Source organism: Mesorhizobium sp. M0522 (assembly GCF_040321085.1).
Lineage (GTDB): Bacteria > Pseudomonadota > Alphaproteobacteria > Rhizobiales > Rhizobiaceae > Mesorhizobium.
Window position 1 is genome coordinate 37,303 of the sequence record NZ_JAMYQW010000033.1, and the last position, 13,545, is coordinate 50,847.

14 protein-coding genes are annotated in these 13,545 nt (G+C 61.7%); 4 read left to right on the plus strand and 10 right to left on the minus strand.

Annotation, left to right across the window (positions count from 1 at the left end):
• Positions 1 to 120 precede the first annotated feature (120 nt).
• A complete protein-coding gene (locus tag NKI58_RS27335) occupies positions 121 to 2,121 on the plus strand; it encodes a protein-L-isoaspartate(D-aspartate) O-methyltransferase (RefSeq protein WP_352788083.1) in 2,001 nt (666 codons plus the stop codon).
• A gap of 48 nt (positions 2,122 to 2,169) precedes the next feature.
• On the plus strand, positions 2,170 to 2,415 hold the full coding sequence (locus tag NKI58_RS27340) for a hypothetical protein (protein WP_023720508.1): 246 nt from the start codon (positions 2,170 to 2,172) through the stop codon (positions 2,413 to 2,415).
• A 110-nt stretch (positions 2,416 to 2,525) separates the two neighbouring features.
• Here NKI58_RS27340 and NKI58_RS27345 read toward each other — a convergent pair whose 3' ends face one another.
• Genes NKI58_RS27345 through NKI58_RS27360 form a run of 4 tightly spaced genes read right to left on the minus strand, consistent with a single transcriptional unit; the run spans position 2,526 to position 7,951 of the window.
• Positions 2,526 to 3,110, minus strand: coding sequence for a DUF1772 domain-containing protein (locus NKI58_RS27345; protein WP_352853971.1), 585 nt, complete (start codon positions 3,108 to 3,110; stop codon positions 2,526 to 2,528).
• Between the two features lie 11 nt (positions 3,111 to 3,121).
• Positions 3,122 to 4,660 (minus strand): SpoVR family protein, encoded by a 1,539-nt coding sequence (locus tag NKI58_RS27350; protein WP_352788089.1) that lies wholly within the window; start codon positions 4,658 to 4,660, stop codon positions 3,122 to 3,124.
• The gene (locus NKI58_RS27355; protein WP_023677060.1) at positions 4,660 to 5,982 is read right to left on the minus strand and encodes a YeaH/YhbH family protein; all 1,323 of its coding nucleotides are present in this window, start codon (positions 5,980 to 5,982) and stop codon (positions 4,660 to 4,662) included. The genes NKI58_RS27350 and NKI58_RS27355 overlap by 1 nt, the downstream gene beginning before the upstream one ends.
• 19 nt (positions 5,983 to 6,001) lie before the next feature.
• Complete coding sequence (locus NKI58_RS27360; protein WP_023677059.1) at positions 6,002 to 7,951, minus strand: PrkA family serine protein kinase; 1,950 nt, start codon at positions 7,949 to 7,951, stop codon at positions 6,002 to 6,004.
• Between the two features lie 271 nt (positions 7,952 to 8,222).
• Here NKI58_RS27360 and NKI58_RS27365 point away from each other — a divergent pair, with 271 nt between their 5' ends.
• Complete coding sequence (locus tag NKI58_RS27365; RefSeq protein ID WP_023677058.1) at positions 8,223 to 8,384, plus strand: hypothetical protein; 162 nt, start codon at positions 8,223 to 8,225, stop codon at positions 8,382 to 8,384.
• Positions 8,385 to 8,400: 16 nt separating this feature from the next.
• Here the strand turns inward: NKI58_RS27365 and ocd are convergent, their stop codons facing one another.
• Together ocd and rocF are read right to left on the minus strand one after the other, a co-directional pair.
• The gene (ocd, locus tag NKI58_RS27370) at positions 8,401 to 9,468 is read right to left on the minus strand and encodes an ornithine cyclodeaminase (protein WP_352571844.1); all 1,068 of its coding nucleotides are present in this window, start codon (positions 9,466 to 9,468) and stop codon (positions 8,401 to 8,403) included.
• 3 nt (positions 9,469 to 9,471) lie between these two features.
• Positions 9,472 to 10,392, minus strand: a complete 921-nt coding sequence (gene rocF, locus NKI58_RS27375; RefSeq protein ID WP_352588776.1) for an arginase — start codon at positions 10,390 to 10,392, stop codon at positions 9,472 to 9,474.
• Between the two features lie 130 nt (positions 10,393 to 10,522).
• On the opposite strand from rocF, the gene NKI58_RS27380 reads away from it, so the two are divergent.
• Positions 10,523 to 10,960: an Lrp/AsnC family transcriptional regulator gene (locus NKI58_RS27380; RefSeq protein ID WP_352588773.1), complete on the plus strand. Its 438-nt coding sequence runs from the start codon at positions 10,523 to 10,525 to the stop codon at positions 10,958 to 10,960.
• A gap of 142 nt (positions 10,961 to 11,102) precedes the next feature.
• On the opposite strand, the gene NKI58_RS27385 is transcribed toward NKI58_RS27380, so the two are convergent.
• The 4 genes from NKI58_RS27385 to NKI58_RS27400 all read right to left on the minus strand — a co-directional run bounded on the left by NKI58_RS27385 (position 11,103) and on the right by NKI58_RS27400 (position 13,441).
• Entirely contained in the window at positions 11,103 to 11,282 is a 180-nt protein-coding gene (locus NKI58_RS27385) for a hypothetical protein (RefSeq protein WP_352788094.1), read from the minus strand.
• Positions 11,283 to 11,532: 250 nt separating this feature from the next.
• The gene (locus NKI58_RS27390; protein WP_352588767.1) at positions 11,533 to 11,754 is read right to left on the minus strand and encodes a hypothetical protein; all 222 of its coding nucleotides are present in this window, start codon (positions 11,752 to 11,754) and stop codon (positions 11,533 to 11,535) included.
• Between the two features lie 146 nt (positions 11,755 to 11,900).
• Complete coding sequence (locus tag NKI58_RS27395) at positions 11,901 to 12,161, minus strand: SpoIIAA family protein (protein ID WP_352588764.1); 261 nt, start codon at positions 12,159 to 12,161, stop codon at positions 11,901 to 11,903.
• A 98-nt stretch (positions 12,162 to 12,259) separates the two neighbouring features.
• Positions 12,260 to 13,441 carry a DUF3182 family protein gene (locus NKI58_RS27400; protein ID WP_352637321.1) on the minus strand — a complete coding sequence of 394 codons (1,182 nt, stop codon included), beginning with the start codon at positions 13,439 to 13,441 and terminating at the stop codon, positions 12,260 to 12,262.
• Positions 13,442 to 13,545 lie beyond the last annotated feature (104 nt).

A 13,545-nucleotide genomic window follows, 5' to 3' on the forward strand; every position in this document is an offset into this window, starting at 1 on the left:
GGAGATGCACCGCATTGCTTGGATCCAAAGGGACTGCCGAGGCCCTGAGATACGAGCCGGCCGAGGTGGCGTTGAGCAGCTTGGGCGATTGTAGCGGAGGCCCATAGGAGGAGCAAAAAGATGCTCGATCTCTCCCATGCCCGCAACCAAATGGTCGACATCCACTTGAGCCGCCGTGGCATTCGCGACCGCAATGTCCTTCAGGCGATGCGCGAGGTCCCGCGCGAGGCTTTCGTCGATCCTGGCTTTGAAGAATTCGCCTATGAGGACGGGCCGCTGCCGATCGCCGAAGGTCAGACGATATCGCAGCCCTACATCGTTGCGTTCATGATCGAAATGGCCGAGGTCGGAGCCGGCGACCACGTCCTCGAGGTTGGCACCGGCTCGGGCTATGCGGCTGCCGTAATGAGCCGGATCGTCGAACGCGTCTACACGATCGAGCGCCACGCCGCGTTGGCTGAAACGGCAAGGCAACGGTTCAAAAAGCTTGGCTACGACAATATCGAAGTCCGCACCGGCGACGGCACCAAGGGCTGGCCTGAGGCGGCACCCTTCGATGCGATCCTGGTTGCGGCCGCTGGGCCCGGCGCACCGCTCGCTCTGCAAGAACAGCTCGATGTCGCTGGCCGGCTTGTCATCCCGGTCGGCGATGAATTCGACTCGCAGCGCCTGCTCAAGGTCATCCGTACCGGCGCCGCAACCTACACCGAGGAGGATTTCGGCGGCGTGCGGTTTGTTCCGCTGATCGGCGAGCAAGGCTGGGGCGAGCCAGGCAGCGACAGCCAAATAGCGGCCGATCTTCCGCACCGGCATCAGCGCAGGAGCAGCCTGCCGCAGATGATAGCGGCCGCCGCCGAACCGCTTCCGGATTTCGACGATCCGGCCTTCGGTGCGCTGTTCGACCGGTTTGCCGACCGCCGCGTCGTCTTGCTCGGCGAAGCCAGCCACGGCACGTCGGAGTTCTACCGTGCGCGCGCCGCGATCACTCGCAGGCTGATCGAGAAGCATGGCTTCACCATCGTCGCGGTCGAGGCCGACTGGCCCGATGCCGCGGCGATCGACCGCTACGTCCGCCATCGACCGCCGCGGCCGGGCGCCGCGCCGCCCTTCCAGCGCTTTCCCACCTGGATGTGGCGCAACACCGACGTCGCGGCGTTCGTCGACTGGATGCGAGTGCGTAATGAGCGGATCAGCATTTCCTCCCGGCGGGCCGGATTCTATGGCCTAGACATCTACAATATGGGCGGATCGATTGCGGCGGTCCTGCAATATCTCGACCGGGTCGATCCGCAGGCGGCAAGGATCGCGCGCGAACGCTACGGCTGCTTGACGCCGTGGCAGAACGACCCGGCCACCTATGGCCGTGTCGCACTCACCTCCGGCTACCAGAAATGCGAGAAGGCCGTGCTCGAGCAATGCCGGGAACTGCTTTCCAGAGAGCTCGACTATGCGCAGCAGGACGGCATCGATTTCCTCGACGCGAGCCAGAATGCCCGTCTGGTCGCCTCCGCCGAGCGCTATTACCGCACCATGTATTACGGCGGCGCGCAATCCTGGAACCTGCGCGACACCCATATGTTCGAAACGCTGGAGCACCTGCTGCAGGCCCGCGGCCCGAACGCCAAGGCGGTGGTATGGGCACATAATTCCCATATCGGCGATGCCCGCTACACCGAGATGGGGATCGTCAGGGACGAAGTGAACATCGGCCAGCTCTGCCGCCAGCGTTTTGGCGACGAGGTTGCCTTGATCGGGCTCAGTACGCATTCCGGGACGGTGGCCGCCGCCACCGACTGGGACGGCGACATGGAAGTGAAACCGGTTCGGCCTTCCCACAACGACAGCTATGAGCGGCTTTGCCACGACAGCGGCGTCTCGCCTTTCCTGCTCGATTTCGAGCGCGACGACACGCTGCGCGAACGGCTTCTGGAGCGCCGGCTGGAACGCTTTATCGGCGTCATCTACCGGCCCGAAACCGAGCTCCACAGCCATTATGCGGACGCCTCGCTCGCCCGCCAGTTCGATGCTTTCGTCTGGTTCGATGAAACCAGTGCCGTGACGCCGCTTGGGCCGGAACATGCGGGGACAGGCCTTCCCGAGACCTATCCTTTCGGGCTGTAGCGAATTTGGACCCTGGGAAAGCGGAAAATCAAAAGAAGGAGGTCACCGATGGCCGGAAAAAAGACTCATGAGCAGCAATTGCGCATTATCGAAGAGCGCGAGAACACGAAAAACGCCGGCAAGGATTTCGACGCGGAAGCGGATTTGAAAAAGACCAGGCAAGAGCGCGAGGCGTTCCGGCGCGGTGCCGAGCTCAGATCGGACCCGAAGGACATTGCCGATCCCGACGACCGCAACATAATTCGCGGCGAGCACCAGGAAAGCGCCCACAACAAGCATCGCGCCGACCGCTGAAACGGCAGGATCGCTTGACGTTAAGATAGTACGCCGGTTCCGTTCCCTGATCTCGGATGCAGCGTTCGTGGCGACAAGTTGGCGGACGAGGGCCGTCTTGATCCCTGGCGCTATTCAGCAAAAAATGTCGCGGCGATAGCAATTGAGACGAGGCTCAGCATCGCCAGGCCTGCCTTGGCGACATGCGAAGCCTCCCAGACGTTGCGCAAGTCTCTCCAGTCGCCGGTCTGCTTTCGAGAGAACATTGAAAAAAACGTCGCGGCTGATTTCGGCATGGCAACGTCTTGCACCCAGAAATTATTGACGGGATGCGTTATCAACCAATAGGTCGCACGTTCCGCCAGCAAGAAGGCGAGCGCCGCCAAGGTCCACCAGAATCGAGCGCTTGGATAAGGCGTCAGGTAGAGCATGATGGCGAGGGCAATGATGCCGCCGATCTCGGCAAAGCCGCCGATCGTGAAGCCGGGATAATAGATCGCCTGCACTGATCTGTAGGTGGCCTCCTTGAGGCGCAACTTGCCGGGCAATTCCAGTGCGTGCACAAGTGAGAGCGCCATCGTGACAGCGACCAGAAGGACGGTGGCGATCATCAATGCGCGCATGTTCCTGCTCCCTGAATGATGCCCTCGTGGCGCGCGCGTACTTAGGGTGGTTGGTGATCCGGTAAAGGCAACGACACCCGACTTCGCCGGCAAGTCCGGTTCGGTCATTCCCCGATCTGGCTGGTCGACCGTTCGTGGACTGTGGCGCCGGTCTGTGAGTCGACCGCAGCCATGCTGACCTCGTAGCCCCAGAGCTTGCGGATATGGCGCAGCGTGGCGTCGCGGCTGCCGCCTTCCAGAACTATGCCGTCCTTGACCTTATGCTGCAGGCGCAGATGCCGATCGCCGAGCAGGTCCACGTCCACCACCTGGATGTCCGGCCGGCTGGCGCCGATGTCGTAGCTGTGGGCGAGTGCGGCGCGGATGCTCTCGTAGCCGCGCTCATTGTGTATCGAGGCGACTTCGTAGTGCGGATCGTTGGCCGCATCGGCAAGCACAAAGAACCGCCATTTCCGGATCAGGGTAGGGCTCAGATACTGGCGGATGAAGGACTCGTCGCGATGGTTGGCCCAGGCGTCCAGCAGGGTCTGGCGCCAGTCGCCATTGCCGGCGATATCGGGAAACCAGTCGCGGTCCTCGGCGGTCGGCGCGGTCGAGATGCGCTGGATGTCCTGCATCATGTCGAGGCCCAGCGCGTAAGGGTTGATGCCGGAAAAGCGCGGATCGTCGAAGCCCGGCTGGAAGATCACGTTCGAATGGTTGCGCAGCACTTCCAGCATGGCGCCTTCGCCGATCAGGCCGCGGTCGAACAAAAGGTTCATCAGCGTGTAATGCACGAAGGTGGCGCAGCCCTCGTTCATCACCTGCGTTTGGCGCTGCGGATAGAAATACTGCGCGATGACGCGGACAATCCGGATGACCTCACGCTGCCAGGGTTCCAGGATCAGGCTGTTCTTCTCCAGGAAATAAAGCAGGTTTTCCTCGGGCAGCTTGAGCGATCTTCTGCGCTCCGCCATTGTATCCGTCTCGCGGGGCTTGGTGCCGTCCTTCGAAGGCGGCAGCGTGCGCCATAGGTCATTGTAGGAACGCTCCTCGTATTCCAGGCGCTCGCGAACGCCCTCGCGCTGCTTTTCCGACGACAGTTTCGGCGGCCGGTGATATCTGAACACGCCCTGTTCCATCAGCGCATGTGCGGCATCGAGGATCTCTTCCACCGCATCGACGCCATGCCGCTCCTCGCAGCGGGAAATGTAGCCCTTGGCGAAGTCGAGATAGCTGAGGATGGCGCTGGCGTCCGTCCACTGCTGGAACAGATAATTGTTCTTGAAGAAATGGTTATGGCCGAGTGCCGCGTGCGCCGTCACCAGGGCCTGCAGAGCCATGGTGTTTTCCTCCATCAGATAGACGATGCAGGGATTGGAATTGATGACGAGTTCATAGGCGAGCCCCCGTCCGCCTTTGCGATAGAGCAATTCCTGGTAGAGGTAGTGCTTGCCGAACGACCAGTGCCGGTACATCAGCGGCATGCCGACAGAGGAATAGGCGTCGAGCATCTGTTCTGAGGAGATGATCTCCATCTGCACCGGATAGACGTCGAGGTGGAGCTCTTCCGTGGCGACCGCCTCGATGGTCTCGTACGCACGCGACAGCGTCCTGAAATCCCAGTCGGAACCGGAAAACAGCAACCCGGATTTGCTCGCCATCAGCCCCCTCTTTCAGCGCTCTTTTGATAACCCGGCTGTCTGGCGAAGAGCTGGCGGAAAACCGGGTAGATGTCGGCCGCCGTGGCGATGCGGCTCATCTGGAAGTTCGACCACCTCAGCTTGACCGCACTGTAGGCACGCCACAGCGACGTGCCGTTGTCGGTGGCGCCGAAGATGTGGCTCTCACGCTCGTCGAGGATCTCGACATAGGCGAAATACTGGCAAAGCCGCATGATCTGTTCGTCGAGCAAGGCGATGCAGCGCTCGGAATCGGTGACGAAATTGTCGCCGTCCGAGGCCTGGGCGACATAGATGTTCCATTCGCGGCTGGGATAGCGTTGCTCGACGATGCGGTGCATCTCCTCGAGCGCCGTGGAAACCACCGTGCCGCCGCTCTGAGTGTTGTAGAAGAAGGTTTCCTCGTCCACCTCCTGCGCCTCGTGCGTGTGGCGAATGAAGACGACCTCGGTGCGGTCATAGCGCCGTTTCAGGAACAGGTGCAGCAGCACGAAGAAGCGCTTGGCCAGATCTTTCTCGCGTTCGCCCATCGAACCGGACACGTCCATCAGGCAGAACATCACCGCATTGGCGTTCGGCACCGGCTGGGCGTCGAAGCGGTTGAAGCGGATATCGACCGGATCGACAAAGGCGATCCGCTTGCGGCGGCGCTCCAGCCGCTCAAGCTCTTCCTGCAGCGCCACGATGCGCTGCCGCATCTCGGCGTTTTGCGGCTTCGTCTCCAGCGTCGCGATCTCCTGCGCGACAGCGTCGACCGCCTCCTGCTTGGGGCGCCTGAGCGCTATGCGGCGGCCATGGCTGTTGCGCATCGTGCGCCCGACATTGATGTTGGTCGGCGAGCCGGTCGCGGCGAAGCCGGCCCGGCGCGGCTTGAAGGCGAGGATCTCCTTGAGGTTGAGCTTGACCATATCAGGCAGTTCGAGGTCTTCGAAAAAGAGGTCGAGCACCTCCTCGCGCGACAGCACGAAACGGAAATCGTCCTCCGATTCGGTTCTCCCCGGGGCGGATCCCATGCCGCCGCCCTGGCCGGGTTTAGGCAGCCGGTCGCCTCGGGCAAAATGCTTGTTGCCGGGCAGGACGTGCTGGCGGCTGCCGCTGTTCCGGGCATCCTTGAAGCTCGGCTCGCCGGTGCCTCGCGCCGGCATCGAAACGGCATGCTCGGCGTCCACGTCGGCGATCTTGCCGGTGCGGATCTGATCGCGGATGGTGCGCTTCAACTCTTCGCGCGCCCGCCGCAGGAAACGCTGCCGGTTGCCGAGGCTTTTGTCCTTCGGGTTCAGTCGGCGATCGATGAAGATCGGCATATGTTACCCCGGGCTGGCTTCAACCCGCCTTGTTCACCCGCATGTACCAGTCCACCAGCCGGCGGACCTGGCGCTCGGTGTAGCCGCGCTGGATCATCCGCTGCACGAATTCGGTATGCCGCTTCTCCGTCACGCTGTCCTGCTTGGAGCCGAAGCTGATCACCGGCAGCAGATCTTCGACCTGCCCGAACATCCGCTTCTCGATGACTTCGCGCAGCTTTTCGTAGCTTGTCCATGATGGGTTGCGGCCATGGTTTCTGGCCCGCGCGCGCAGCGTGAACTTCACCACTTCGTTGCGGAAGTCCTTGGGATTGGCGATGCCGGCCGGCTTTTCGACCTGCGACAGTTCGTTGTCCAGAACCTCGCGATTGAGGATCTGGCCGGTATCGGTATCCTTGTAGTCCTGATCCTCGATCCAGGCATCGGCATAGGCGATGTAGCGGTCGAACAGGTTCTGGCCGTATTCGCTATAGGATTCCAGATAAGCCTTCTGGATCTCGTGTCCGATGAACTCGGCATAACGGGTCGCCAGCTCCGACTTTATGAAATCGAGATAGTCCGCCTCTGTTTCCTTCGGGAACTGCTCGCGCTTGATCGCCTCTTCCAGGATGTACATCAGATGCACCGGATCGGCGGCCACCTCTTCGGTGTCGTAGTTGAAGGTCTGCGACAGGATCTTGAAGGCGAAGCGGGTGCTGACGCCGGTCATGCCTTCATCGACACCGGCCGCGTTTCGGTACTCCTGGACCGACTTCGCCTTGGGATCGGTTTCCTTGAGGTTCTCGCCGTCATAGACGCGCATCTTGGTGTAGAGCGGCGAATTGTCGTGTTCGGCCAGGCGGGTCGAAACGGTGAACCGGCTGAGGATATCGAGCACTTCCGGAGCGCAGGGGCTGGAGGCCAATTCGCTTTCGCGCAACAGCTTCTCGTAGATCTGCCGCTCTTCGGTGACCCGCAGGCAATACGGCACCTTGACCACCAGGATACGGTCGAGGAACGCCTCGTTGTTCTTGTTGTTCTTGAACTGCAGCCATTCCGATTCGTTGGAATGGGCAACGATGATGCCCTGATAGGGGAAAGCGCCGAAATTCTCGGTGCCGTTGTAGCTGCCTTCCTGGGTCGCGGTCAGCAGCGGATGCAGCACCTTGATCGGCGCCTTGAACATCTCGACGAATTCGAGCAGTCCTTGCGTGGTCCGGTTCAGGCCGCCGCTATAGGAATAGGCATCCGGATCGGACTGGCTGAAGTTTTCCAGCTGCCTGATGTCGACCTTGCCGACCAGGGCCGAAACGTCCTGGTTGTTCTCATCGCCCGGCTCGGTCTTGGCGATGCCGATCTGGCGAAGCCTGGACGGCATCAGCTTGACGACGCTGAATTTGGAGATGTCGCCGGACAATTCGTCGAGGCGCTTGGCCGCCCAGGGCGAGATCAGGCCGTTCAGCCGCCGCCGGGCGATGCCGTATTTATCCTCCAAAAGGTCGCCCATGCGGTCGGGGTCGAACAGCCCGAGCGGCGATTCGAACACCGGGCTGACCTGGCCGCCGACCTTCAGCGTATAGATCGGACGCTGCTCCATCAGCCTTTTCAGCTGCTCCGCAAGCGAGGACTTGCCGCCGCCGACCGGGCCGAGGAGATAGAGTATCTGCTTGCGTTCCTCGAGCCCTTGCGAGGCATAGCGGAAATAACCGGCGATACGCTCGATCGTATCCTCCATGCCGTAAAAGTCGGCGAAGGTCGGATAGATCTTGATCGTCCGGTTCGAAAAAATACGGCCAAGCCGCTCGTCCTTGCTGGTATCGACAAAGGTCGGCTCGCCAATCGCCTCGACCATCCGCTCGGGCGCCGAGGCGTACATCGACTTGTCCTCGCGGCAGGCAAGCAGATATTGCTGGAGGCTTATCTCCTCCTGCGCCGCATTCTTGTAAACCTCGGAAAACAGATCGAAGACGTCGGATTGATTCTCACGCATGGTATTCCTAGCCCCGGAGCCGGTGTGGCTGCACGTTTGTCTCTTGAACAACCAAATGTCGGAAAGCCCTTGTGGTTCCCTTCACTTTGCAGAGAGTGCCTGTGACCGAATGATAAGACTCTAGATAAGGGCATCCTGAGTGCAGACAAGGCGTGGAACGCCCCGCTCGAAGCATTAAATCCTGAATCGCGCCACGCCGTGCGGGCGACCTCCGATAAGACGGAGGAACGGTTCTGGTCCTTCCCGGTTGTGAAGGAAAGGAGACGGTTCGATGTTTGAGACTAGTTTGTGGTTGCTCGTTGTTGCAGGCGGTCCACTGCTGCTGGCAATCCTGATCGCCTACGCCCTGCTCACGCAGCGCCGTCGCGGCCCGGCGGAGCGCAGGGAAAGCGACCGCGCCACCGAGCGCCTCTACCAGGAAAAGAAGGACTGACCGACAGGATCGCAGCTCAGCTGCCGGCAACCGCCAGCCCGGCCACTTTTTCGGCGCGCAGCAGCATGCCGAACAGGTCACGCGGTTCATCGGGATCGGCCAGAAGGTCTAGTTCCTCGTAAAGGCCGGTCCGCTGAAGCTGATCGCGGACGTAGCGCAGCGCGGAAAAATCCTCGATCGCAAAGCCGACGGAATCAAACAGCGTGATCTGTCCGGCGTCCGTCCGGCCTGCTGCCTTTCCTGTCATCACCTGCCACAATTCGGTGATCGGATGGTCCGCATCGAGCTGCTGGCTCTCGCCTTCGATGCGCGTCTGCGGCGGATACTCGACGAAAATATTCGAGCGCAGCAGAATGTCGCGATGCAGCTCGGTCTTGCCCGGGCAGTCGCCGCCGACCGCGTTGATGTGCACGCCGGACCCGACCATGTTGTCGGTCAGGATTGTTGCCGACCGCTTGTCGGCGGTCACCGTGGTGATGATCTCTGCACCTTCGACGGCCTCCTGCGCCGACGCGCAGAGCTTGATGTCGAAACCCATGCCGGCAAGGTTCTTCATGCATTTGGTCGAGGCCGCCGGGTCGATATCGTAGAGGCGCAGCCTGTCGACGCCAAGCAGCGCCTTGAACGCAATGGCCTGAAATTCCGATTGCGCGCCATTGCCGATGATCGCCATGCACCGGGCGGCCTTGGGAGCGAGGTATTTCGCGGCAACCGCCGAGCTGGCCGCCGTTCGCAGGGCGGTCAGGATGGTCATTTCCGAAAGCAGCATCGGATAGCCGTTGCCGACATCGGCAAGCACGCCGAAAGCGGTCACGGTCTGACGGCCGTCACGCGTGTTCTTCGGATGCCCGTTGACATATTTGAAGCCGTAAAGCTGCCCGTCGCTGGTCGGCATCAGCTCAATGACGCCGTCAATGCTGTGCGAGGCGACGCGCGGCGTCTTGTCGAACAGCTCCCAACGCCTGAAATCCTCTTCGATATAGGCGGCAAGCTCGACCAGAAAGCGCTCGATGCCGATGGCAAGCACCAGCTTCATCATGCGGTCGACGCTGACGAAAGGAACGATGTTCAAATTGACCGTCATGGCTCAGAACCCCCTCGTCGGGCGATCCATGATCCGCCGGCCCATCAAGCTTGCGGTCAGGTCGACCAAAAGCGTGGCGGTGCGGCCGCGCTCGTCAAGAAAAGGGTTGAGCTCGACCAGGTCGAGACTGGTGACGAGGCCGCTGTCATGCAGCATTTCCATCGCCAGATGCGCCTCGCGGAAGGTGGCGCCGCCTGGGACGGTGGTGCCGACCGCCGGGGCGATCGACGGGTCGAGAAAATCGACGTCGAGGCTGACGTGGAGCATGCCGTTGGCGGCGCTCACCCGTTCGAGAAAGGCGCGAAGCAGTTGCGCGATGCCGTGCTCGTCGATCGAACGCATGTCGTGGACCGTCACGCCGGCTCTGCGCAATGCATCCCTTTCCGCCAGGTCCACGCTGCGGATCCCCAGCGCGCATATGCGAGCCGGCTCCACCTGCGCTGCAAGGCGGGGGAAATAGCCCTCGAAGCCGGGCTGCCCGCTGGCATAAGCCAGCGGCACACCATGCAAATTGCCGCTGGTCGTCGTGTCGAGGGTATGAAAATCGGGGTGCGCATCGAGCCACAGCACGAAGAGCGGCCGGCCGGCATTCGCCGCCCGGCGGGCAATGCCGGCGAGCGTGCCGGCCGAAATGCTGTGGTCGCCGCCGAGAAAGATCGGCATCGCATCGGCGCTCGCGGCATAGGCGGTTTCGCTGATTGCCGCCGTCCAGGCGGCGATTTCCGGCAGCGCCTTCACCGCCGCATTGCCGTGTACGACAGGGCGCATATCGGCAGGGACAATCGTTCCGAGGTCGGTCAGCGTATGGCCAAGCTCGGTCAGCGCGCCGGCCAGGCCGGCCGTGCGCAGCGCACTCGGCCCCATCTCGCAGCCCATCCTACCCGAGCCGGCCTGGATCGGTGCCCCAACGATTGTGCAATGCATTTGTCATACCCCACCGAATTACGATGCCTTTATTGAAGCGGGCATCGCTGGCAGAATGAACATGTCAAATTGGCAAATTTGTCGAAGTGCCTTACCATTGTGGCATCATCTACTTCCGTTGTGAGCAATCATGGACCAGCTCGACGAGCAGATCATCACCTCTTTGCGGCACGACGCCCGGCGCAGCATTTCCGATCTTGCCGTCAGCCTGGGTGTCTCCCGGGCAACGGTAAGGTCCCGGATCGAGCGACTTGAAAGGGACGGCGTCATCGTCGGCTACACCGTCATTCTGCGCGCCGACGCGGTCGATCAGCGCGTGCGTGGCATCATGATGATCGAGATCGAAGGCCACGCCGCCGATCGCGTCATTCGGGCGCTGGGCGGCTTCTCCGAGGTCTCGACCATCCACACCACCAATGGCCGCTGGGATCTGGTGATAGAACTCGGAACCCAGACCCTGAGCGAGTTCGATGCGGTGCTGAGACGTATCCGCCTGATCCCCGGAATTACCGGCAGCGAAACAAGCCTGCTCCTGGCAACGCCACGCACCACCAAGGCTCGGCTGTGACTTCGAGGAACTGCGCTTGACCTGCAGCGGTAACGAAATCCGCCAAGGAACCTTCAATTGTCGCCGCGGTTAGAGCAATTCCAGTAAAAGTGTGGAACGGTTTTCCGTTCGGAATTGCGTCAAAACGAAAAAATAGAGCGGTTCAGCGTTTCCGGGAAACGACGAACCGTTCTAGGCCCGGACAGGCCTCCTTCGAGGGAGAACAATCATGGCTCACGCCCAGCAGGAACTGGTCGAATTCGTTATCAGCAAAGCCTTCAACCCGGTCATGCGGGCCAAACCGGACGGAAAATCCGATGCCGAGCGCAAGACGCTCGAACATGTCCAGCAGGCCACGAAGACCGAGATTGAGCGCTATCGCCGTTACGGCTCGGCCGAGGAGGTCGCGACCAATTTCAAGCGCGACCTGAATTCCGACGCTGCCAAAAGTTGCACGCCCAGCTGCGCCGACTGCATCTGCCGACGATCGAGGACATTCGTGACGACTTCGAGGACAAGGCCCGCAAGCTCGGGGTCAAGGCCTCGTCGTAGATCCGCGACCGATCGCCTCGGTGACGTCCGTCAGGCTGTCATCACAAACCGTCCTTGGTCGGAGGCCACCCTGACCGAACCGTCTCGGGGATGTTGTCCGACGTCAGATCGCCCCGATTGAGCTTTTCAATCGCTTCATCGGCTTCGCTTTCGTCGAGACCGGAAAGCGGCAATCCATCGACCACGACGGCTTCGTCGCTCTCGCTGTCATAGACCTCCCAGAGGCCTTCCGGATCCTGTCGTTTGTCGTAAACGGTTGGCATGGCCATTTCCGTAACCACTCCTGCAGGCAACGCCGCTATTGCACGCCCGCCACCCATTTCAGGGCCTGGGCCTTTTCGTCCTCCGGGAACACCCGCGCCTCGATTTGCGGAAACAGCGCGTCCGTCATTTCCGTGGCGGCCTTGATCTACTGCTTGTCGGAAATCACCGCGGCACGTTTGAAGCGGTGGAGCTCGCCAAGTTTGCTCAGCCCATACTGCAGGTCGCGCCGCAAGGCGCCAGCCGTCATGTCCTCGAAATCGGCAAGATCGGTCAGGACGCCGATGTCCTTGTGGTCGCTCAGTTTCGCTTCGATTGCCGGGATGACTTTGTCGTAGTCGTCCGCCGTCACGGTGCCGGTGACACGAAAGGCGGCTACGTTCTGGGGAGCGGAAATCATCTCGATCATTTTTTCCTCCGGTCTCTGACTTGCTGCCTGCCCGAAACAAACTCGGCCATTGGTGGATGTTCCCTGCCGGAGGCGTGCTTGACTTCAACCTGACATGGCTAGAATGACGATCGGCCGGCTTCCCCGATCGGCCCTCGGATCGCCTGGGTGACGACGGTATAACGCGTGATTTGACCCTCCTCGGGGTCCTCCCCGTGGAAGTGGATTGCTGCGTTCGGCGGCAGCCGCGCAGTGCTGCCGAACTGCTTGACGGCGGAGACATGCACGATCTGCATGTCGGGGTCGCGCTTCATGGCGTCCATCGCTGCCAGCTCGGCGCTGCTGCTGCCACCGATCCGCCAGCTGGCTTCCAGCACACCCGATCGCCAGATGCCCGAGGAATCGACACCTTGGCCGATGTCGTAGTTGCGCCGTGAGGCGAAAAATCCGGGATAACCATCCATCGCTGCGTCATAGGTTCTCGCCTGCGCCACGGCCAAACCCAGCGTCGGCGATAATCGCAGCTCATCCAGCGCCTCCCATCCGCCGCGCACGACGACCAGATCGGATCCGCCGTAAACGGGCTGTCCGTCGTTGTCGGTCGTCGTCCGCTGGGTGCCGTAATAGCTGATCGACAATTCGTCGATCATGGTTCTGCCAACGCTCAGCGTAACGATGTCGCGAAGCTGCGTTTCGAGAACAAGGCCGTATTCGCTTAGGTCAGAGGATGGATATTGGTCCAGCAGCCTTTCGACATCGCCGACCGTCGCGGCGGTGTGCTGGTCGCGGCCCCGCGAAGCGCGCGGTGGCTTGAACCGGACCAGCCCGAGCTCCAGCAGACGTTGCGCTGCGCGCAGCGCGTCGTGGCGTGAAAATGCGGTGTAACCGGGCAGTACGGCCGCGGCGACGGCCCTGCCGAAGCCGGCGTGCCATTCTTTTGGCCGTGCCGCCGATCCGTCCACCAGCTCGTGGGTTATGGCCTTGGTGGTTGCGAGGCGCCAGGGCACCACACCGCCGAAGAGGTCGTCCGGCCCGTTTATGCCCAGTTGGAGCGCATCGACGGCAAGCAGGCTGTCGTCCGGCACGAAATACAGTCGGCCACTGTCACCGCCGCCGTCACGCAGGCCCTGGCGGAAGGCAAAGCCCTTCAACGCCGCAATCGTGCGCGCAACGGCAGCGACGGTTTCCCGCTCGTGGGTATAGATTGTCTCGCCGCCCGGCACGGAGAATGCGACCACAACACCTTTCGCCCCGCTTGGTTGCTTACCGCTTAGCCCGGTCATGTCGCGCCCTTCGTCCATTGCCGAGCCTCTTGCCGCCATTCCGCGGCGATGCGTCCGAACCGAAAAACCCGCTTCCTCGGCGAATGTTCCGGCCAACGGCCGGCTGCGGGTTTGACCAGGTG